Below are 22,514 nucleotides of genomic sequence, written 5' to 3'. Positions count from 1 at the left end.
ACGCGAACCGTCCCCACTGCTTCCTTCTAGAGTAATTATAAAAAGAAGCACGAGAACCGTCCCCGTGCTTCCGATTATTTACTTTATGATTCTTGTTCTTACATTAACTATTGTTACAAATACACCAAGTAGCAGAACAACAAATCCAATGAAAATCATTGTAAAACTATTGGTTGCTGTTTCTGGTAATTTATCGTCAGAATGTTTGTTTGTATCTTTTTTCCCTTTTTCAGTACCTTTACCACCCTTACCATCTTTCTCCTTGTCTTCCTTGGAAACTGGAGGCTCTGGATTGTCCTTACCTTCTCCTCCTTCACCCGGTTGTTCAGGTTTTTCTGGAGTGACCACTGTTGGTGGATCTTGATCATCTTCATCATCTCCAGGTTTTGTTGGCTCTGGATTCGGTTCTGGACTTGGTCCTGGATTTGGCTCTGGACTTGGTTCTGGCGCAGCCACTTCAAACACTGCAAAAGTGCTAAAATGCCTCGTTGTACCAGTTACGAAGAGACCATCTTCAGAAATGTCTCCTCCATACACATGTCCATTTGCGTCTTCAGAAATCCACTCTTGCCCATTAAAATAACGAATTTCCACACTAGCATCTTCTGTTATTGGTGTAGCTAATGTAAAAGTCAAAGTAATCGGTTCTTCAAAATGAGACAATACAGTGTCTCCTTGTTTTATTTCAAAGCGATATACTTTACTTAGGGCTCCATCTACAACTTCCTCAGTTTGCTCTTCTATTGTAAAGATAACGCCCTCTTCTCCTGTGAATAGAGATACTGGAAGAGAAATCTTCACATCTTCTTTTTGTAAAACTAAAATAGCATTTTTACTAATAAGTTGAGCAATTTGAGATGCAGTGAAGAAAACTGCATTACGTTCTACTTCTCCATCAACAAAGTCTACTTCTACATCTGTACCTTCCACTACATCACTGAAATCTGCCTCGATCACTTTAGTATCTGCTGGTATTTCTGGTAGTGTAGGTGTTTCTGGTCGTTCGATTAGTACAATATCATGTGAATGACGTAATTTTAAGATATTTCGGTTTGAATGGTACGAACCTACCCCAGTCACAGTAACAATATCTCCTACTTTGTACATGTGTGTAAATTCAGAGCCTTTATACGATGTTTGGCTATCAATTCGAACCGTAAATTCAACTCCATTTTTCTCCAAAATAAATTCAATATTGTCAAAGTTATCAGGTGATTTTATTTCGATGATTTCAGCTTCATCCACAAACAATAATTCACCTTGAGCATCAGCTATGTCACTCACAATAGAAATTTCTTTTGCATCAGGCACAACTACTTTACCGACCACCTCAACAGTTTCTATATTAGATAGCTGGAACTCCCCTTGGTAAGAACTAGTTCTACCAGTAACTACAACTACGTCCCCTGGTTTCACATCAGTACTTCCTTGGAAAACATAAATTCCAGCAGTTTCATCTTGCATATAGAAGCCTTTGCTTCCCCATCCGCCGCTAGTTGTTGTAACGACTGCACGGACTGTTACATCCTGGCCAGTTCCACCTTCACGAACAGCTTCGAGCGTTGTATAAGAAATTGTAACATGCTCTACAATATCAGATGCCATACGTGGCTTTAATTGCATTGTTCCATTAAATTCTGCAACAACCCCAACTACATCAACCACATCACCGTTTTCAAACTCAAAGCCAGAGAATGCTAAACCTGAACGGTTATCCACTCGAACGAGAGCAGATTCATTCTCAAGTGTTGCTATGAATTCAAAGGTTCCAAAATTATTTACTTGTTCTAGCTCAGAGATTGTTACTCCCTCTAGCTTCACAAGTTGTCCTTCATAATTCTTCGTCAATTCTGCCGGTGATAAAAGATTAGCTGAAGGTAATGTAGCTCCTTGGCTTAAAACTTCAATGTTCGTTGGACTACTCAATTGTATTTCGTTATTAAATTGACCTCTTATTGCTGTAATTCTCACAACATCTCCCATTTCCACATCGTGTGCATTTTGGAAAACGTAAATTCCAGCAGTCTCATCTTGAATATAAAAGCCTCTGCTTCCCCATACTCCTGGAGTGGATGTAACAACACCTTCTACTGTTACCTCAGACCCATTTTCCAAGGAACGTGCCTCTGCTATTGAAACCGCTCCATGATCCACAGGTGGTGCAGCTTCAACCTCTTCAATACGTCCTTCTGATTCATATGCAATTGGCCCATCGAAAGAACGTACGAACGCAACAGTCGCTTCCAAATCTTCGGGACCAATAATCATATTTTTCCCAAGTTGACTGATCGGTAAATATTTGGCACCAGTGGACGATGCCATAAAGTTATTAGTTGTAACGGTATACGTTGCATTCTTATCAATTGGTGTTCCATCTTCAAGGAAGATATCAACCACTTTCATTGTGGAACGATCCCAAGTATAAGAGAATCCTGCAACGCTATAATCTGGTCCATATCCTGGAGAGATTTGCGCATTGAGAATCGTTTCTAAATCCGCTCCCGTGATCTCTAGTTTTACAAGAACATTATTAAACGGTTGAATATTAAACAGATTATTGTACGTGATAGGACCAGCACTTAGATTATCACGGATTCCTCCACCATTCATGAGAGCGAAGTCACTATCCATTGCCCACTTCATACCGTCTGCCAATAGATTTCCAAGTGGTGTATCTCCATCGTTGGAGTAATCACCGATCATGTCAATTGCAGCATGACCGATCACTTCATTTAAAATTGGTGCTACGAGCTCTTCGTATTTAGAGAGAATTGCTCCGACAGCTGGATCAGGATCAATTTGACTTTGATCAACAAAAACAATCTCCGCTTGTTTCTCCACAATATCCCCTGTTACAGGGTCAATCATTATGTCTACCGCAGCAAATGCTTTTCCGTAATCAAGAGCTTGTACGATTAATATATCATTCACCATCGCATCAACGATTTGGTGATTGTGTGCGGCAAAAATAATGTCTACTGCTTCATGAGCATTTTGCGCTAACGTTGCAGCCGGTCCTGTTGCTGTTGTTCCCGATTGTGATGCTGCCATGTGAGCTAACACCACGATTGCTTCCACACCTTGAGAAGTGATTTCTTCTGCAGCCGCGTTTACAGCCACAGTTTCATCTGTAAAAGTGATGTCTGCAATACCATCTGGAATAACCATATTTAATGTTGCTGTTGTATTTACTCCGATAAAACCAATTTGCTCTCCTGCAATCTCCATAATTTCATATGGAGGTAAAATGGTTTCACCACTGTCTTTATATACACAGTTAGCACAAACTAGCGGGAAGTCCATACCCCCATAGCCCTCTGACCCTTTTCCTTCTGGATGGTCTCCACCATGTACCATTCGAAGAAGTTCGGCTGTTCCTTCGTCGAATTCATGGTTTCCAACTGTTCCAATATCAAAGCCAATTTCATTCATCATTTCAACAATTGGCTCATCTTGAAATAAGGCTGCAACTGGCGAACTACCACCAATCATATCTCCTGAATGCATAATGAAAGTATTTGGATTCATCGCTTCATACTCTTTTAAATATGCTGCCACATAATCCATGCGCCCTGCAGCTGCAATTCCAAAATCATTTGTTAAATTATAAGTTTGATCAATTTTTCCGTGTAAATCATTTAAGTTTAATAATTGAATGGAAACAAGATCTTCGCTTGGATCAGTTGGTTCTTCCCCACTGTCTTCCGCTGGAGTATATCCATTCGCTTCCGCCTCTGCTTCGTTCGCAAAGAAAATTCGTTTTTCTACAGGAACAGTAGACCATTCTGTAGGAATAACATATTCCATCGTATCAGAATTTCCTACATATCGATGGAAATCTCCCCCGTTCAGAATTGCTCGATACTCAAATGGTAATTGTGTTAATGGATTTGCTGGATTCCAAATACCTAGTTCATTATTTTTCGCCTCTAATACAGCATCTTGATAAACCTGGTAATTAGCTTCATCTCCAATTGGCCAGATGAAGTACGTTACAGCATAGCCATTTTTCACCAATTCAAGATTTGTGTTAATCCCGTCTTCATTAATAACCTCTGCTAACAAACGACCATACGCATCTGTTGGTTCTTCTCCAATTTTTAGCGTAACTTCGTCTCCAGCTTGAAGTAATGTTTGTAAAAATTCTGTTGCATAATCTCCGTGTTCATTTTGATTGTCTCCATCCGCACCATTTGCTGAACCCATCCCCGTTTCAGGTGTATCAATATTTAAGAAACGAACACGATCTGCTCCTAGGACTGGAGAGGTTAAACGTATGGTATCACCATCAGTTACAGACATTACCGTTGCGGTATATTCTCCAGCAGCAGTTGGTGGTTCTGGTTGCTCTTCTGCTAAAACAATATCGGAAACTTTTCTCGGTAATATTTGATAGGAATCGTATTGACTAAGGATCGCAGTAACGTCGTACCATTTCCCAACTTCTAGTTCTCCAATGGCATTGGTTCCTGTCATTACTCGTAGCGTCGTACTATTAAAATCGGAATCTACGAAAGAAACATTATATCCTCCACCAGCAGGAGAGCTAGGTACGTTCTGAACGTAACCTGATACTTTTACAAGGGATCCTTCTAACGGTTCTGCTATTGCTGGATTCTGTAAATCTACTAAAGTTAAAGTGGTTGGTTCTGGTAATGCTACATTTTCTTCTAGTATCTCAATAGATTCTGGTAGTACTTCAAGAAGTCCTCTGAACTCCGCCAATGATCCACGGACTTCAACCAATTGACCTTCTTTTAAGTCGGGAAAACCTGCAGGACTAAAAGCAAACAGGTTAATACCTGCTGTTTCATCCTGAATGTAGGTTGATAATTGAGTTCCCCCAATAGCCGAATTATCAGCTGTTACTACACCACGGACAATTACATCTCTATTAAGGTCCATTCCGCGAGCTTCAGCAATTGTCGTTAACTCCGGCTCTGGAGTTGGTTCAGGAGCTTGTCCACCTTCGATGATCTGGTAGGCAGAAGGGCTTTTTAGACCTGGAATGGAAAAATATGCTTCTAATGATCCTGTAATTTGAACTTTCGCTTGATAATTTTCTGGATTATCTACTAAGTTTAATGCTGCCCTTACATTAATTCCAGATGTTGTTAATTGCACCGGAATCATTTTTGATAAATCTGTTTCTTCCGGAGAATCAGCTAATGCTAGATTTGTTTTACTTGAAAATGGTGGATCCAATGTGAAATTACTCGATGACGACACAGTTCCAACGATATAACCCTCCACCGTTGCTGTTCCACTGTTATTTGCAATTGCTTCACTAACTGAGATAACATCCCCATCAGTCGCACTTACCTGCATTGCAAGAACGGATGAAAAATTAGATACAAGTAAAGTAAAAATTAAGAGCATGCTCAACATTCGTTTCATCGTTTTGCTTCTCATTCTGTTCCTCCTTCTAAATTCAAGCTTTTATACTACCTTATAAACAGGACAGTTTCCCTCCCTCTCTTACAAGTCTAGTAACTCGACACTATCTAAACTTAAAGCATCAACATTAAGTCAGTATGTGATGCATGTAAAATTCTTTTAAAGTAAATGAACAAAAGGAAATATTTATGGGAAGCAGTGGGGACGGTTCTCTCTGCTTCTATTTAGAGTGATTATAAATAGAAGCACGAGAACCGTCCCCACTGCTTCCCCACTGCTTCCCCACTGCTTCCTCTGATAGTCACAAATCCTTCACAGCTTTGCAACACATCGTTCATAAGTGTGACGTTCATCACACCCCTATCCGTTATATACTATGAGTGAAGATAGTTAGTGATCACTCACAACCAACTCAGAAGAGTTTTAACAAAAGAAGCCATTATCTATTTCTAATATATATGGATTGATCACAGACAGTCTTCCAATAAAACGAACCCTATAGAGGAGGAACTTATTATGTTTATGAATTTCTTAAGAAACAATGTATACGCTGCTGGAGCTTTAACGTTATTACGTATTTATCTTGGATGGTCTTGGATGACTGCAGGTTGGGGTAAAGTAACTGGTGATTTTAGTGCTGCTGGATATTTAAACGGAGTAGTTGCTAACGAAACAGTAATGAACACCTACCCAACATATCACGCGTTTATCGAAACTTTCGCACTTCCAAATGCAGGATTATTTAGCTTTATGGTTGCTTGGGGAGAGTTACTAGTTGGAATTGGCTTGATTCTTGGAGTATTAACAACAGCGGCAGCATTCTTCGGAATTATGATGAACTTTGCTTTCATGTTTGCAGGAACAGTTTCTACAAACCCATGGATGGTGTTATTAACAATCTTTATCCTAGCAGCTGGCTACAACGCTGGTAAATTTGGTGGAGACCGCTACGTATTACCTTATATCAACACAGTAGTTTTCAAAGGGAAATTTGCTAAAGCTACCGAGGCAGCATAGAAAGACAATATAGATCAGCTTAGAATCACACATCAGACAACTTAGAGTACACAACACAACAAAGAATTAACATCAGACAACTTAGAGAAAACGTATTATAACAACCTAGACACAACAAAATTGCTAAAAGGAAAAGAGCACTGGAACTTTAGTGCTCTTTTCTTGTTGATTGGGAAGCCTCGATGAAGTTATATTTCAATATCTTCATCGAACAGGATTTCTCTTCCTACTCTGCGTATGCATGGCTTGCTTTTTTGCCAACAGTCTCGTCACCATCTATTCGAATTAACATTCCTTTTATAGCAACAATCCCCCAGAAAAAACTCACTTTATTCCAAGTAAATATTAAATAACTAAGTACCCCTTATTTCTAAGTTAATTAAAATTATTATAAATAGAAGCACGAGAACCGTCCCCAGTGTTTCCTATTTCATAAATCGGGTATATATAAAAGTACTATTACTTTGTACACTTCTAAAAACGAGAGTGACCGCTTACAATGGTAAAAACAGCCATAAAATAAGGGGGCTTAAAGCTTATGATAAAAAAATTCTATTACTCTGTTTTACGAATTTGGCATAACCATAAAGCAAACCTTTATTTAAGAAACGCAGAGCAAACAAATTGTCAGGAAGAAACCATGAAACTTATGGAAAAATGTTCCCTGCACCACAATAAATATGTATCCTATACAATGCAGCTTAGCTTAGTAAATAAAAATGTCATGTAAAGAAAGAAGAGATTCACAATGAAAGAGCACTTATATCCATAGATATAAGCGCTCTTTTGTAGTTTAAGGGCCCTTTATTGAAAATTCCCTGTTGTCCTACCACCCACAACTTAAAAAGCAGATATAACTACTCTCTACCGCCGCGCTTCTGGTTCTCCGCTTTACCATTGTTGCTTTGGGGCTTCTTCCCTTTTTCTTCTGTTTTTTGTTGTTTCGCTTCTTCACGCTCGGCTTTTGCTTGCTCTCGTTCTAATTCCCGCTGCGCTCTTTCTTCCTCACGCTTCAGCTTCTCTGCTTCCTGTCTTTTCTTAGCTTCCTCTTGTTGCTTTTTCGCCTCTTCTTGTCTCATCTTTGCTTCCTCTTGACGTTTATCCGCTTCCTGTAGTTGACGCTTTTCTACTTCCTCTTGTTGACGAGCTACTTCATCTTCACGACTTACTTCTTCTTGCTTTACATCCTCTGTCACAACCACTTCTTCATCAACAGTTATAGTGGATTGTACAACCTCTTCCTCCGTACCCACATCTAGTAAGCTATTAGTAACAAACGCTACTTCAAGCTCACCTTGTTCCGAGTCGGCATCCTCTAAAGGATCATCCTCTTCTGTAGCGTCAACTAACTGGATGTCAGAGTCTCCCTCTTCACTACCATCTTCCCCTAATTCCACTTCATCGCTATCCTCAGCTACAACTTCAATAGCTTCTTCTTCCAGTTTTGCCAACTTTTTAAGAATCTTCTTTTCTAATCGCGCTTGTGCCTTAACAACATTTTTTTGTAGCGACTCCTTCGCTTGAGGGTTCTGCACCTTCTCCAATGCAGCTTGCAGTGCTAGAAGATTCGCAGAAAACTTAGCTTCAAGAACTTCGCGAACAGAATCCAAAGTCAACTCTTCCTCTAACTCTTCATCCTCCGTTACATCAACCAATTCCTCTCCATCAGAAACATCTTCCTCCACAACTTCCGCATTTTCTGAACCGTCCGTTACCAGATCAACCTTTTCACCCTCGACGCTATCCGTCTCCTCATTCTCCGTACCTGCAACCTCGTCCTCAATAACAACATCTATTTCATCTACTTCTTCATATTTTTCCAGCGCCAACTCTTGCTGGTCAATCGCCCTTTGAAGCGTTTCGCTAGCTAAATCCTCTTTCCCTTGAGCAAATAAAACCTCCGCCTCAACAATTCGTTCATAAGCAAATGCCAGTAGCAATTCCGCTTCATCTACGCTATCAAACGTAAATGCCAACTGAACTTGCTCTATTACTTTTTTGAAAAAATAGAAAAAGTCTCCTGGTAGAAGGGATGGCCCCTCCACTTCATCCACCGTCTCTTCCAAAACCTCCTCATCAAGTTTCTCTGTTGCCACCTCACCTAATGGTTCTACACCAAGTACCTCTTCTACAAGTAAATCATCCGCAGGCTGCTCACCCTCATCTGCATACACTTGTCCAAAACCAAACATCACCAGCAGCAACAACGCTAATGCACTTGTCATAAAAACTTGACGCAAACGACTTTCAAATAACACGCCTCTCCACATAAAAAAACCTCCCAATTCAAATAATGATCAGGAAGAACAGCAAAAATCCAATCAAATTCCCAAGATTTTCTCCATTCTTCAGCAGCACAGCCACCAATAGGTACAACAGTTACACTGAAAACTCAGTGTCGATTGCCACCTTTAGGTCTGTAACTTTGCGTCTCTACCTTTCGATAGATTTGCCTTTTTCAAATGGGAACACTTCGTTCACCATATAGTACAACTATACGCTAATACAACAGTTGGTGGTATCGTCTATATTCCCCATATTTCCCTTTATTTCTACAAAAACAGCTCAAAAACTTAGGTATATTAGATCGATTTTGGACGTAAACACCCTAGTCTTTTATCAAAACACGAGAATTAATTACCCTTTTTCATAAAAACCAGGCTCCGTTTTTCCAGTCAATTTACAATACTAACAATTGAAGACCTTTCTCTAACAATTGGAACTCATTATCTAACAATTACAGCCCATAAACTTACAAAATACACTACTTATCTAACAATCACAGAAAATGGTAGCATGTAAGGAGGGGGAAGCCTTCTCCCTTTCCACAGCCCACCTTACTTTGTTACCATTACATTAGCAATTAGATATGGGGAGGAAATTTCAATGAGTGCAGGATACATATATGCTGTGATGGATAGTGCAACAGACGGCCGCATTACAATAAAAAAAACAAATCAAGACCCTACGGAGCTTTTTCCTGAAAATGAAAAAAACTCCCTACTATATAGAGAGTATTTTGAGGATTCTATTGAAGGTGCAGAACAACGTATTCATGATTTGCTCCACAAATCGCGACAAACAGAATACAGTAATGTTTTCCAAGTCGCTCCGTATGAAGCCATCGAGTGCATTCAAAGAGTAAAGATGGAGCCCTTACCCCAGTTAGCAAATCCAACCAAGGAAATCCCAGTCGCCGCTTACGACCTTTTCGACAACGCATGCAACTATTATTATGGACGTGGCCAAATTCCACAAGATTATGAGAAGGCGAAAGAGTTTTTCCATGAAGCAAGTCAGCAAGGAGTACTCCCCGCCTTCGTGTATTTAGGTCGAATGTTCGAATACGGAGATGGAGTCCAGCAAGATGCTGAAAAGGCACTCGAGTTTTACAAAATGGGGGCAAAAAGAGGGAGCAACCTCTGTCACGCAAAAATAGGCTGCCTTCTGTGGCGAGATACAAAAGTGAAGAATTTAGAAACCGGTAAAAAACATTGGAACAACTATTTCACACAACTGGATCATACCCTGATAACAAAAGATGATTACTCCAACTTCAATTTTTACATAACACTAGCAAAGGAAAATCAGCTAGACATCCACTTCGAAGACATCCTGGCAATGTATAAAACGCAGATGCTCCAGCTGTTGAATATCCGGAAGGACGTTGTTGTGGAACAACATGCGCACAACCTCCCTTTCAAAAAATACATGGTAAGTCTCATTGACGAGGAAATGGAGTTCGTACATTCTTTAATCACAAAAGAAACACCTGATCTGCCTGAAAACTATGCAATATGTACGGACTACATCACGATTCCAAACATGGGAATCATTATTCTAGCCGATGTGGAACGGGGATCCTTTCATGTAGGCGATTCTATCAATTTACGATCCCCGAGTGGTACATCCCACCAAACAGTCATTACGAAGATTGATCGATATGGAGAGTTTACAAGTTCTACGAAAGAAGGCGAGAACGTGGGATTTCTAATTCATGCTGACGAAAAGAAAGTGAAATTTGTGAAAGGGGATGCGACGATAACTACTAAGACTCCCCTAATTAAGGGAGTCTAGTAAGTTCGCCTGTATACTAAGGACCAGGGGGCGGTTCTCACCTTGCCATTATTAAGCATAATCAGAACTCGCCCCTTTCTATCCCACCGTTTCACTTACTTCCACTATTTTGGTACTCTCCTCATCTAGTGTCAGTGCCTCTTTTAGTTCCAGAGCGAGATTGGTTGGACCGTGGGTGAACACGGTTTGCTTTGGAGTCAGAAAGCGAAGCATATGCTTTGTTTCCTCTACCCCAGGATGAACCTTAAATCGATACTTTTCATATTGCAAATGATCGTTTTCACAAACTAATTTCCTTATATTATCATTCAAAGGTCCAGTTGTTATGATTTTTAGTGGGGATGAGTGTTTCCAGTGAGAATAACCTACGATTTCATTTTCCAAAAAGAATCCAATGCCAAGCTCCCCGTCTTGAAGCCACTCTTCCACGTTTGATACCCACAGCTTAGGAACCACCTTTTCTTTGAACCATTGATAATTTTCTTTTTTTAAACAAGCTTGATTTCTCTCATAATCTTCCAATGCAAGAAGGATGTCTTCACTTACAGTAAATGTCATTACCACTGACTCTTGCAAAGACATAAATAATGAAAACAGGAGCTCTTGCATCTTCCCTACTACCGGTCCGTGAAATAACACCTTTTCTCCCTTTTCATTAGCTTCCATAACCATCTCTCGCAAACGAATGATGTAGCTGTCCTGATCATTTAGCTCCGAACCGTATGCACCATCAAGGATAGCTAGATCTACTCTCTCTTCTATATTCGGCTTTTCAAAGGAAAGAAGACTAGATTCCATGGAATAATCCCCCGAAAAAAACACGTACTTCCCATTGAATCGAAAGAAGAACCAAACGGAACCAAGCGTATGTCCACTACACCCATACATAAAATGAATAGTTTCCTTTCCCATCAAAGGAATCCATTGGTTTTTACAACATAAGTCTAGCTTTTCAAATTGAACGAGCTTTTCTGATTGCTTTGAATATGGTAGTTCCTGCCCAGTTTGATCTTCTGTTTCCCTCCACAACGTAAACACTTTCTTTATTTGTTTTCTTGTGGGCTCTGTTGTGAAAATCTTTCCACGATAACCTAATTCATATAAATACGGAATTGCGGCCGAATGATCTTCGTGTGAATGTGTGATAAAAACTGCATCTACATTCTTTGCGATCTGTTCATTCAGAAGGGGATACTTCGTTTCTACTGTCTTTGCATTTTTCATCACACCACAATCGATAAGCAGTGAGATGTCTTCCCCCTGAAGAAGGAAGCAGGATCGACCGTATTCCCCTGCCCCACCTAGAAATGTAACCTTCATGAACATCTTTCCTCTTTTGTTAGTATTGTTTATACAGCTGTGACCGGTCTTTCATTCTCTCTACAATAAGTAAAACGATGGTTGTAAAGCCTACAGAAACGAGTGCCATAGCCATCCCTAATGCAGCAGTTCCCTGTTCAAACTGAGAATAGATAAACGTTGCAGAAGTGTGCATGTTTGGAGGACGTAATATTAAAGAACCTACAAGTTCTCTCATGGAAATCGTAAACGTCATAATCCAGCCTGCTAGAATCCCTGGTAACAAAAGTGGCAACATAATCGTACGAGTAATATAGAAAGAGCTTGCTCCACTCATTTTTGCCGCTTGAACAAGTGATTCTCCCAGCTGTCCATACATTGCCTTTATATTCTGAATCGTAAATGGTAAATAAAGAATGACATAGGTCGTTACTAACATCATCCAAGTATTATATATTGGTGTAGGATTCCAAGCTGCATTCCAGAAGAAGATCAAACCAACCACAACCACGATGCCTGGAACTGTATTCGGTGCTAAAGAAAGAAAATCCATACTCTTCTCTACAAGTCCATTCCGACGCATGATAATGAAAGAAATCCATATTCCTATCATAGCGCTACAGGTTGCAGCAATAGCAGCTAACCAAATACTGTTCCAAAGTGCATCCCTTCCGCTCCCTGTAAAAAGTTCCACCATATGCCGAAATGTAAGGTTATCAAAAGCCAACCCGTTTCCTTGAATATTTAAAAACGCGGTAGAAACAACCGAAAAATATGGTACTCCAATCGCTAACACGAGAACAAGAAGGAGGTAGAGCCATGCAAAAACTTGGTACCTCCCCAACTTAGTGAATGCTTGGGTTTGTCCTTTCCCTGATACAACCTTGTCATAACGACGATTCACTAGCCACTGCTGTACATACCAAATGAACATACTTACAGATAAAAGCATCGTAGATAACACTGCTGCAGTACCAAAATCAAGTGGCCATATGGTTGTATACCGATGAATTTCCGATGTTAATACATAAAATCCAATTCGATTTCCAAGAGTCACAGGCGTTCCAAACTCCCCAATTGTTTTCACAAACACAAGAAGTGCTCCCATGGAATATCCTGAGAAAAACAATGGGATAATGATTCGACGTAGACGATAAAGGAACGTGCCTCCATGAATGATACCCGCTTCCTCCAACCGCCCACCTATGTTCTGTAATGTATTTCGCATTATCAAATAAATAAAAGGGAATAAATGTAAACTCATAACAAGAACCATACCAAAGTATGAGAAAAAAGATGGAGTAACATAGGATAAAAAGGGAACAATCTGTTCCGCATACCCATTTGGTTGCATAGATAAAATCCAGCCCATCGCACCAATATACGGTGGAGTCATAAAAGGAATAATAAGGACAACATCAATCCAGCGGTGCTTTCTCAGCTCTGTCCTTGCCATAAAAAAGGCAAGGGGGGCCGCCAATAAGGATGCCCCTATTACAACCCCACCACCTAGTAACAAAGAGTTCAAGAAGATCGTTCGATATTTTTCCTGAAAAATAATCGCAAATGCTCCAAACCCATCAAATGCTCCATCCGTTGTTACACTTCTCATGATAACAAGAAAAAGTGGCATGAAGACTAACACACACAAGGCAATCATGCCAACATATTTATTTAATCTTAACAACCCTGTTTGCTGTCCCATCCTTACCTAATAATCTCCATGAATCGGTCTAAAATGTCTTGCGTATTCTCCTCCAAAAAGCTCCAATCATACTGGAGTGTTTCAATATGCTCCATACCTAAACGATCTTCCGCTGCAGCAACATCCACTCGAGCAGGAATTAAATAGGCATCAGCAACAATTTTCTGACCTTCATCGGATAATATAAAGTCAATATACTGCTGTGCAGAAGAAACATTTTTCGCCGTTTCTAAAATAAAAGCAGGACGTGGAGTTATCATTGTTCCACTGCTTGGGAAAACAATGTCAACTGGCTCGCCGTTGGCAATATTGTTGTATACCATATAATCAACACCAGCCATAACGACAGAGTTTGCACCAGTAATGACCGTTTGCAATGCAGGGTTATTAGCGCCTTCTAGTTGAAGTCCATTTTCTTTTAATTGTTCAAGAAACTCCCAGCCCGCATCTCCTTCTTGATGAATGAAGGCAGCAAGAAAGTCACGAGCAGTTCCTGATTGTGTCGGATCTGGAATAGCAAGCTTTCCATTATACTTTTCATCTGTTAAGTCTGACCAATCAGTAGGAGGCTCTTCTACTAAATTTGTGTTATAGCTAAGGCCTAAGGCTGATGCACTAAATCCGTAAAAATGAAATTCCTCATCGTACCAGCCATCATGTAATTGGTTTGCAAATGGCGACTCGTAAGAAAGCGTTAAACCGCGGTCCTTATAATCCATTGCAGGGGGCAGTGACGCTAGTACAACTACATCAGCAATTGGATTCCCTTCCTCCGCTTCCAATCTCCCTAACACATCTCCTGTTGTTCCTTGGAATACATCCACTTGAATACCTGTCTTCTCTTCAAAAGCATCAACTAGTGCCTGTGCCATACCACCAGGACCTGATGTATAAATCGTTAACTTCCCTGTTTCTTCTAATCCAACCTCGTTTTCTTGATTATTTTCGTCATTTACATTGTTATCCTCGTTTTGTTCTTCTTGTTGATCATTGGATGCGTTCGTACCTCCACTTGCTTCCGACTCCTGTTCATTTTGACCACATGCTGAAAGTAACACTAGCAAAGTTATTGCAACGATCCATCCTTTAAGCTGTTTCATGTTTAACTCCTCCTATTGATTGAATGATGTGTAAGCTACTTCCTACTATTTCAAAAAAAACTGTCTGTCCAATTGTCAATCTTTCTGATGAATAGGCAAAAAGCGTTTCTTTTGTTCCCGCAATGACAAACGATATCTCATATCTTTCCCCTAAGAAGCTCACAGTTTCTACGATTCCTTTCACTCTATTTTTTCCAGATAAAGTAGAAAGAGAGACTGCTTCTGGGCGAATGATGACGGATATCCAGTTATGAAGCTCTATCGCATCTCCTACTCCCATGATCGGTAATGGTACCGTCACTTGACCTGTTAGTTCTAGATAATATTGCTCTTGTTGCTTTTTATAAGTTCCTTCTAATAAACTACCTTTCCCAACAAAAGATGCTACGGTTGAATTAATAGGTTGCTGGTAAATAACTTCGGGTGTACCAATCTGTAAAATTTCCCCTTGGCTCATAACCACGATTCTGTCGGACATTGCCATTGCTTCACTTTGATCGTGAGTAACATAAATAGCCGTCATATTTAACTTCTTCACTAATGATTGAAGCAAAATTCTCATCTCATCCCGCAGTGTTGCATCTAAGGCACTTAATGGTTCATCCAATAAGATAATTTCTGGGTCATTAACAATCGCTCGAGCTATCGCTACTCGCTGCTGTTGACCTCCGGAAATTTGGTGTGGAAATCGGTCAGCAAATTCATGAAGCTGGACATTTTGTAGTGCCTCCATAACGTTTTCCTTTATACCTTTCTTTTGTCCTTTTGCACGTAGACCATAGGCAACATTTTCAAACACGGTCATATGTGGCCAAAGGGCAAAATCTTGAAACACCATTCCTATATTCCGTTTTTGTGGAGGGATATTTCGTTTCTGTTTTTTAGAAAAAACGAGTTGATTTCCTATCTCCATTTCCCCATCATCCGCTTCCTCAAGACCCGCGATAATGCGAAGCAGCGTTGTTTTTCCACATCCAGAAGGTCCTAACAAGCTAAGAAATTCCCCACTGGATACCTCTAATTCTATCGGTTTTAACGCCTGTAATTTCCCAAACCTCTTTTCAATCCCTTTTAGATGAATCTTCAAGGAACACTCCCCTTTCCTTCCTACGTTCTACTCTTTTTACTATATAGGGGAATTGTAAAGGTAACATTAACGTGGATTTAATATTCTATCAATATTATCGATGTATTATCTATATAGTCATAGATTATTTCTATTATGAAGGTGGGAGTGGAAGCATGAACTTACAGCAGTTAGATATTTTTTCTCGTTTTGCAAAGGAAAAATCTATTACGAAAGTAGCTAAAGAACTAAACTTAAAGCAACCTACTGTATCCTTTCATTTGAAAAAACTAGAAGAATCAATGGGGGTCTCTTTATATGAGAGAATGGGAGATCAAGTAAAGTTAACTTCCGCAGGTGTGACATTAAAGCTCTACGCTTCAGATATATTGGGGTTAGTGATGGAAACGAAACGAGTGATGAACGACTATCAATCGTTTTCCAGAGGGGAGTTGTTAATAGGGGCTAGTAATATACCGGCAAATTACTTCTTACCACCTGTATTAAGCGAATTTACGTCGAAGCATCCTAGTATTCACTTATCTATGCAAGTTCACTCCGCTCCTTACATACAAAGAATGATAAAAGAGAAAGAACTCGATTTAGGAATTGTTTCGGAACAAGAATTACTAGATCCGGTTTTAACAATTAAGAGGCTAATTAAGGATGATGTAGTCTTTATTCTTCCAAGAGAACACCCTTATGTGGAGAAAGAACTCACCGAAAGAGATATAGAAAAGATTCCTCTCATTCTCCATAAACACGGATCCACGAGAGATATGATTAATAATTGGATAAAAAAAAGAGGATTACAAATGAACGTAAAAATGGAGTTAACAAACATAGAGGCAATTCGTAGGATGGTGACACTCGGATCTGGTGGTTCGATTCTTTCAAAGCGGGCGGTAGAACAAGACATTCTAAGTGGAACGTTAGTAGCTAAAGAGATACCAAACTTTAAACAGGATCGATATCTTTCTCTCATCTATCGTAAAGATCGACCAATCACCCCAATCCTACAACAATTTATCACCGAGATATATCGTTTGTAGTAGGGGCAAATCAGTCAGAATCCGGTCATTTCTTCCCTCGCCGAAATGGAGATCGTTCTATTTCGGCAAGGGGCTGAATCTGACTCTCTATTACTCCTCAGAAAAATAAATTTGATTCTTACCATTACGTTTTGCATTATATAATGCTTGATCGGCTCGTTTAATAACATCCTCGATATTACGATCCTGTGTCCATATTGCTCTGCCAATACTACAACCAACAGAGACTATCTCACCGTCAATAGAAATTGGCTTATTTATCATTGAGATAATTCGTTCACCAACTATTTTTGCATCGTTGCAGAACGTTAATACAATAATAAATTCATCTCCACCAACTCTTGCAATCATCTCATCACTTCGAACACTTTGTTTTAATCGGGAACTCACTTCGATAAGAAGCTTATCGCCCGCGTCATGACCTAAAGTATCGTTCACAAGTTTAAAGCCATCTAAATCTATATATAATAATGTCAAAGAGGTTACCTTTGTTGTCGCTTGCTCTAGATATGTAGTAAGAGCAGTTCTATTCGGAAGTTTTGTTAAGTTATCTTGATGTGCAAGATCTTCCATTTTCACTAAATCAGTTTCTGTTTTTGTTAAAGAAGTCACAAGATTTCTTAAAGAATCAGATAAGATTTCTATTTCCTTAATACCCTTGTATTTCGGAATATCGACAGTATCACCATTTTTTATATTATCTGCTATTCTAGTAATCTTATTCAGAGGCTTCGAAACTTGACCTGCAACAAACCATCCTACCATTGCAAACAATACAGCTAATAATAAGCCATAGATAATGATTTCCTTCTGTAATTGTTTTGCTGGAGCATACGCAACTTTCGTTGGTTGTCTAACTAGAATTGTCCACTCCAACCCTGGATAATTCTTATATCCATTTGTTAAAACGTAGCCTGTTAAATAGTAATTGCCGTCATCCCACTCTTCCATATTCCAACCATTCATATTTTCCTTTGCTGAAGATATACTTTTTACTTGTAGAGATTGACCCACCATTTTCTCCGGTCCTAATAAAACAATATTATCTTCTTTACTTACGATAAAAAACTCGATATCACTTCGGTTTTTTAACGTATTTATCATTGCTTCTTCTACTTCTTTCACCCATTCCCAACTCAAATGAGCAGCTAGCACCCCAATAAAATGATGATTGTTGTCATAAATGGGAGTACTAATATCTACAAACTTCATTGTTTCGCCAGTAGGATTCGGTAATAGTTCAGCAAGAAGTACCGCTTCATGAACATCCCCTATAAACGTGGAATCAAGAGCTTCTAAATATACTGGGCGAGCAGATATATCCATCCCTTTCAAAATATCGCCAGTAGCGGCGCGTACCACTCCGTCCTTATCAGTAAAGCCAATCCAGGAAAAGGAGGGAATATTGCTTTGTAAATTGTTAAGAAGACTAGCAATCTCCTTAAAGTTATGTGGACCTTTAAGTGCTTCCAGTTGGCTTAACGTATTTACCTCTCCATACCTTGACCACATATATTGATCTAAGATTTCTCCAGTGATATAAGCAACTTCACCAAGAGAATTCCCAACTTCTGTTTCAAGTTCCTTTATAGAACGCTGACCAATCCCCACACTTACAATAGTAATTAAAATAATCACTACAAGCATGAAAATAATTGATAACCGAGTACGCATACTATTAAATAATGACATTATTATCTTCTACTCCTAACAAAGCAGTTTGTGATAATAATAACATAAGAAACCCTGCAAACGAAGATGAAAATGCAAAGGTACTGTTTCTGCTTTTTTTCTTCTTTCTTGCAGTATGGCAGCTAATACACAGGAAATGTGAAATACAAGAAAAATATTCCGTTCTTACATAACCTTCCATTCCCTCTTTTATCGTATATCTTGCTCGTGTTCTATTTTCCATTTAATGAATTCAATAATTTCTTCTTCAGGAATTCCTACTTTGGTTAATTGAATAATTAAATTACTGTATTCCACATTAAAATTAGAAATAGACACTTCTTTTTTATTACTTTCTGTTTCCACTATATCTGGAACAAGTAATTCCACAGGAATCTGTAATTCTTTCGCAATCTTGAGGATGATGTCAACGGATGGTCTTTTCCTTTGGTTTCTCTCTAGATTACTAAGATAAGATTTTGCAATTCCTGCATTACCCGCTAGATCAGTCAATGTTAGTCCTGCCTTTTTTCGATACTTCCTAATACGATCTCCAAGCAGAAGCATCTCATCACTCCTTTCATTCAAAACTACCCTGGTATAAAGATTCGAAGGCACTGAGAAAATTAGCTTTCACAACTTTTTCCCACCGCCCTCGAAGGATTTCCCCTTATATCTGCATCATGATAATTATCAGTTTTATGTATTCACTATGCTTTTCATGTTAATGAAGGAAATACAAATACAAACTCTATACCAATTCCTTATAGTAACTATCCATTATGGACAGTAAAAATTTCTGTAGAGCATATAAACGATCTCCACTATCCTTGAAGGAGGTGCCTCTAACCCCAAAGTTTATGGTTATTTTTGCATCTTTACTTGATGGTCGAAGGCAGAACCAAGAATCATCTTCAAAAATATATTTCAACACGGTAGCTTTCGGAAGATCTATGTACTCTAAGAAGTTTTCTTTCAGAAAAACACGTTCACTCCTATGATAATCCTCTATTATAACTACCTTATTATTTGCCCATTCTAATGGTATTCTTTTTCGAAAAATAGATATTATCTCGTGAATATGGTGGAATCCTTGTCTTTCCTCTATCGCTATCGTTTTTACCGATTCTTTGTAATAGCCAAATTCATTAAATATCTGAAGTAACATATCGTATACGGTGATCCCTTTTGATTTATAATAGGCAGCCGCCTCAGCTAGCAATAAACTGGCTTGGACTGCATCTTTATCACGTACAAAGTCACTAATCAAATAACCATAACTTTCTTCATAACCAAACAGGAAACTTGTATCTTTTGATTCTTCCAGTTCTTTTATTTTTTTCCCTATATATTTAAACCCTTTAAGTGTATCTATTGTACGGAGGCTATACTTCTTTGCAATTTCTCTACCTATATCAGACGCTACTATTGATTTTAATAAGACACTATTCTTCGGTAAATCTCCATGTTTATATTTTTGTGTTAGTAGGTATTGCAGAAGCAATGCCCCTAATTCATTCCCTGTTAACAGATGATACTCACCCTGAATGTTCTTTCCAATTGCCGCACGTAATCGACCTAGCCCAGGATCTGTCGCTAATAAGACATCGGCCTTTATTTTTTTTCCATAATTCATAATACTAGAGAACGCATCTGGATTTCCCTCTATAAAAAAAGCTGGAAATAAGTGTTTATGCTCCGATAATACGTGTACATTCGTAAATCCAATTTCCTCTAGTGCCTTTTTCACAAGAATATTTGTAGTCGCATGTATTGGGGATGTATAAACGATGCAAATATCATCAGCCATTTTCTTGATCATTGGAGGATTTTGAACTAATTTACGTAACTCCGATAAGTAAGCTAAATCTACATCAGAATCTAGGATGGTTAATAGTTTAATATGCAATAGCTCTTCTATGTCAACTACCTTTACTTTTAATTCGTCTTCTACTTCATTTACTTGATCCATAAGAATGTCTACTTCCGGAGAGGTAAGTTGTCCACCATCAGGACCATATACTTTTAGCCCATTATACTCAGGAGAACTGTGAGACGATGCAGATATCATAACACCTGCATACGCTTGTAAATAACGAACCGCAAATGACAACTCTGGTGTTGATCGATTTTTGGAAAACATAAAGGTAGGTATTCCATGTACCCCTAAGGTTCTAGCTACTTCCTTCGCGAAATCCTCTGACTTATATCGGGTATCATAGGCAATTACTACACCTCGTACACATGCATATATATTTTTTGTTTTAATGTAACGCGCTAAACCTTCCGCTACCTTTCGAACACTATATGTATTGATTCGATTTGGACCGGGACCGATTTTCCCTCTCATACCTCCGACCCCAAATTCAATATTTTCACAAAAGCAATTCTTTAATTCGTGTTTATCAAGAATGCTCATTTGCTTCTTCATATCAGAATCTAATTGACCATAGGCATTCCATCTGTTTACATTCTCCAACCAGCCCATTTTTTCTATTTCCTCTCTCTTTTTACTTCCCCTATGAACGGTGCTATCCATCACCAATGGTTACTAGTTCAGAGGCTATTACCTCTGTTACGTACGTTTGCAAAAACAAGTTTTTTATACTGAAGATTGTCTTGTACTGTTTTTAGATAAGTAATAGAAATATATTTTGTGTTGTTTCTATCAGTAGCAACACTTGTAGCTATATTACAGAAGCTTTACTAGATATCATTGTGCTCATAATAATCATCTCTATTTCGCTCCAATCCACCGCGAAACGATAAATATCTTCCTCTATCAACTCACTACCAGTTTGCACTTCAATAATTTCCAATTCTGTCGTAGCCTTTAATGCATGCTTTGCTGCTAGTGGCACTTGAAGAACATCCCCTGCTCGTACGTGGTGAATCGTGTCATTTAGAACAAAAATCCCTTCCCCTTTAATCACCGTCCATACTTCACTACGCTTATAATGAACTTGATAACTTAGATTTTTCCCCGCATGTACACCGATTCGCTTTGTTAACACTTCATTTCCTTCCTTATATTTTGTGTGCTCTAATACGCGATACCAACCCCATCTTCGCTCTTCATACATTGGCCTTCCATCAAAGCTGTTGACATATTCTTTCACTTTAGGACTTGACTGCTTATCAGAAACTAATATTCCATCGGAGCTTGCAGCAACGATCACATTATCTAACCCGATTAACGTTACGGGAATATCTAGTTCATTTACTATGTGGGAATTGGATGATTCCTTACAAATAATTCCTTTGCCATTTAGCTGAGCTCCCATTTCTTCTGTCAACGTATTCCATGTACCGAGATCCTTCCAATAGCCATCATACGGTAAGACCACAATATGATTCGCTTTTTCCACCACTTCATAATCAAAGCTATTCTGTGGAAGCTTATTATATTGCTTTACTAGCTCGTCATACTGTATTGGAAAACCTTGTTCTACAAGAATATTAAGAATGCAGCTTAATTTAAATGAAAATACACCACAATTCCATAAAGCTCCATTATCTATTAATGCAGCCGCTTCTTCTTCCTCTGGTTTTTCCTTAAAGGAATTCACTTTATAGTAAGAATCATCTTTTTCAGAGGATGTTGGAACAATGTATCCATATTTAGAAGATGGATAGGTAGGTGCTACCCCAATCAGTGCTATATCTGCGTTCGACTCACTCAACACGTTCTCTAACTCTTTTACTACAGAAAAAAATCGATCCTCTACGTAAGGATCGACTGGAAGTATACCTACAAATTCATCAGGGCTATATCCTTCAACGGAATATAAATATACAGCAGACAAAGCAATGGCGGGAAAAGTGTCTCGTCTTTCAGGCTCTACTACAATGGGATTTCCCAATCCAATTTGATTATGGATCATATCTACTTGATTTTTGCTAGTTGCAATAACAGAATCATTGTCTAAATTATTCTTTGCTAATTGTCTCCAAACACGTTGGATCATGGATTCTTTTATTCCATTCTCCTTTGTAAGTATCTTTAAAAATTGCTTTGACCTTGCGTCGTTGGAAAGTGGCCATAAACGTTTTCCAGAACCTCCAGATAGAAGTACTAGCTTCATATAACATCCTCCTCATTTCCTTATGATTTTGAATAGTCCTTACTA

The 22,514-nt window shown here is 38.9% G+C and carries 14 protein-coding genes and 1 riboswitch; of the genes, 4 read left to right on the top strand and 10 right to left on the bottom strand.

Going from position 1 to position 22,514, the window contains the following annotated elements; translation table 11 throughout:
- Window positions 1-78: 78 nt before the first annotated feature.
- Window positions 79-5,412 carry a DUF6359 domain-containing protein gene (locus ACERII_RS13010; protein WP_373642798.1) on the bottom strand — a complete coding sequence of 1,778 codons (5,334 nt, stop codon included), beginning with the start codon at window positions 5,410-5,412 and terminating at the stop codon, window positions 79-81.
- Between the two features lie 501 nt (window positions 5,413-5,913).
- Between ACERII_RS13010 and ACERII_RS13005 the strand changes: the two genes are divergently transcribed.
- On the top strand, window positions 5,914-6,414 hold the full coding sequence (locus ACERII_RS13005) for a DoxX family protein (RefSeq protein WP_373642797.1): 501 nt from the start codon (window positions 5,914-5,916) through the stop codon (window positions 6,412-6,414).
- A gap of 538 nt (window positions 6,415-6,952) precedes the next feature.
- Window positions 6,953-7,144 (top strand): hypothetical protein, encoded by a 192-nt coding sequence (locus ACERII_RS13000; protein WP_373642795.1) that lies wholly within the window; start codon window positions 6,953-6,955, stop codon window positions 7,142-7,144.
- A gap of 127 nt (window positions 7,145-7,271) precedes the next feature.
- Here the strand turns inward: ACERII_RS13000 and ACERII_RS12995 are convergent, their stop codons facing one another.
- The gene (locus ACERII_RS12995; RefSeq protein ID WP_373642794.1) at window positions 7,272-8,684 is read right to left on the bottom strand and encodes a DUF5667 domain-containing protein; all 1,413 of its coding nucleotides are present in this window, start codon (window positions 8,682-8,684) and stop codon (window positions 7,272-7,274) included.
- Between the two features lie 80 nt (window positions 8,685-8,764).
- Window positions 8,765-8,878: riboswitch (cyclic di-GMP riboswitch) on the bottom strand.
- A gap of 422 nt (window positions 8,879-9,300) precedes the next feature.
- On the opposite strand from ACERII_RS12995, the gene ACERII_RS12990 reads away from it, so the two are divergent.
- Entirely contained in the window at window positions 9,301-10,491 is a 1,191-nt protein-coding gene (locus ACERII_RS12990; RefSeq protein WP_373642792.1) for a hypothetical protein, read from the top strand.
- Window positions 10,492-10,569: 78 nt separating this feature from the next.
- Here ACERII_RS12990 and ACERII_RS12985 read toward each other — a convergent pair whose 3' ends face one another.
- From ACERII_RS12985 to ACERII_RS12970, 4 genes are read right to left on the bottom strand one after another with little or no spacing between them, the layout of a single operon-like run.
- The gene (locus tag ACERII_RS12985) at window positions 10,570-11,811 is read right to left on the bottom strand and encodes an MBL fold metallo-hydrolase (protein ID WP_373642791.1); all 1,242 of its coding nucleotides are present in this window, start codon (window positions 11,809-11,811) and stop codon (window positions 10,570-10,572) included.
- Window positions 11,812-11,830: 19 nt separating this feature from the next.
- Entirely contained in the window at window positions 11,831-13,495 is a 1,665-nt protein-coding gene (locus tag ACERII_RS12980) for an ABC transporter permease (protein ID WP_373642790.1), read from the bottom strand.
- Window positions 13,496-13,497: 2 nt separating this feature from the next.
- Window positions 13,498-14,595, bottom strand: a complete 1,098-nt coding sequence (locus tag ACERII_RS12975) for an extracellular solute-binding protein (protein ID WP_373642789.1) — start codon at window positions 14,593-14,595, stop codon at window positions 13,498-13,500.
- The gene (locus ACERII_RS12970; RefSeq protein WP_373642787.1) at window positions 14,582-15,682 is read right to left on the bottom strand and encodes an ABC transporter ATP-binding protein; all 1,101 of its coding nucleotides are present in this window, start codon (window positions 15,680-15,682) and stop codon (window positions 14,582-14,584) included. The genes ACERII_RS12975 and ACERII_RS12970 overlap by 14 nt, the downstream gene beginning before the upstream one ends.
- 155 nt (window positions 15,683-15,837) lie before the next feature.
- Here ACERII_RS12970 and ACERII_RS12965 point away from each other — a divergent pair, with 155 nt between their 5' ends.
- Entirely contained in the window at window positions 15,838-16,713 is an 876-nt protein-coding gene (locus tag ACERII_RS12965) for a LysR substrate-binding domain-containing protein (protein WP_373642786.1), read from the top strand.
- 90 nt (window positions 16,714-16,803) lie between these two features.
- Here ACERII_RS12965 and ACERII_RS12960 read toward each other — a convergent pair whose 3' ends face one another.
- The 4 genes from ACERII_RS12960 to ACERII_RS12945 form a co-directional block, all read right to left on the bottom strand.
- Complete coding sequence (locus ACERII_RS12960; RefSeq protein ID WP_373642785.1) at window positions 16,804-18,405, bottom strand: diguanylate cyclase domain-containing protein; 1,602 nt, start codon at window positions 18,403-18,405, stop codon at window positions 16,804-16,806.
- Between the two features lie 189 nt (window positions 18,406-18,594).
- Window positions 18,595-18,951: a helix-turn-helix domain-containing protein gene (locus tag ACERII_RS12955; RefSeq protein WP_373642784.1), complete on the bottom strand. Its 357-nt coding sequence runs from the start codon at window positions 18,949-18,951 to the stop codon at window positions 18,595-18,597.
- A 184-nt stretch (window positions 18,952-19,135) separates the two neighbouring features.
- Entirely contained in the window at window positions 19,136-20,872 is a 1,737-nt protein-coding gene (locus ACERII_RS12950; protein ID WP_373642783.1) for a phospho-sugar mutase, read from the bottom strand.
- A gap of 199 nt (window positions 20,873-21,071) precedes the next feature.
- Complete coding sequence (locus ACERII_RS12945; RefSeq protein ID WP_373642782.1) at window positions 21,072-22,469, bottom strand: sugar phosphate nucleotidyltransferase; 1,398 nt, start codon at window positions 22,467-22,469, stop codon at window positions 21,072-21,074.
- Between the last annotated feature and the right edge of the window lie 45 nt (window positions 22,470-22,514).

Source organism: Evansella sp. AB-rgal1, assembly GCF_041820985.1.
Taxonomy (GTDB): domain Bacteria; phylum Bacillota; class Bacilli; order Bacillales; family Salisediminibacteriaceae; genus Evansella.
The sequence above is the reverse complement of the archived record's forward strand: the minus strand, read 5'-3'. Positions and strand labels throughout refer to the sequence as shown.

What these genes read in the sequence shown, in the direction of transcription:
- ACERII_RS13010 (WP_373642798.1), bottom strand. Translation starts at nt 5,412, where the DNA reads ATGAGAAGCAAAACGATGAAACGAATGTTGAGCATGCTCTTAATTTTT.
- ACERII_RS13005 (WP_373642797.1), top strand. Translation starts at nt 5,914, where the DNA reads ATGTTTATGAATTTCTTAAGAAACAATGTATACGCTGCTGGAGCTTTA.
- ACERII_RS13000 (WP_373642795.1), top strand. Translation starts at nt 6,953, where the DNA reads ATGATAAAAAAATTCTATTACTCTGTTTTACGAATTTGGCATAACCAT.
- ACERII_RS12995 (WP_373642794.1), bottom strand. Translation starts at nt 8,684, where the DNA reads ATGTGGAGAGGCGTGTTATTTGAAAGTCGTTTGCGTCAAGTTTTTATG.
- ACERII_RS12990 (WP_373642792.1), top strand. Translation starts at nt 9,301, where the DNA reads ATGAGTGCAGGATACATATATGCTGTGATGGATAGTGCAACAGACGGC.
- ACERII_RS12985 (WP_373642791.1), bottom strand. Translation starts at nt 11,811, where the DNA reads ATGAAGGTTACATTTCTAGGTGGGGCAGGGGAATACGGTCGATCCTGC.
- ACERII_RS12980 (WP_373642790.1), bottom strand. Translation starts at nt 13,495, where the DNA reads ATGGGACAGCAAACAGGGTTGTTAAGATTAAATAAATATGTTGGCATG.
- ACERII_RS12975 (WP_373642789.1), bottom strand. Translation starts at nt 14,595, where the DNA reads ATGAAACAGCTTAAAGGATGGATCGTTGCAATAACTTTGCTAGTGTTA.
- ACERII_RS12965 (WP_373642786.1), top strand. Translation starts at nt 15,838, where the DNA reads ATGAACTTACAGCAGTTAGATATTTTTTCTCGTTTTGCAAAGGAAAAA.
- ACERII_RS12960 (WP_373642785.1), bottom strand. Translation starts at nt 18,405, where the DNA reads ATGTCATTATTTAATAGTATGCGTACTCGGTTATCAATTATTTTCATG.
- ACERII_RS12955 (WP_373642784.1), bottom strand. Translation starts at nt 18,951, where the DNA reads ATGCTTCTGCTTGGAGATCGTATTAGGAAGTATCGAAAAAAGGCAGGA.
- ACERII_RS12950 (WP_373642783.1), bottom strand. Translation starts at nt 20,872, where the DNA reads ATGGGCTGGTTGGAGAATGTAAACAGATGGAATGCCTATGGTCAATTA.
- ACERII_RS12945 (WP_373642782.1), bottom strand. Translation starts at nt 22,469, where the DNA reads ATGAAGCTAGTACTTCTATCTGGAGGTTCTGGAAAACGTTTATGGCCA.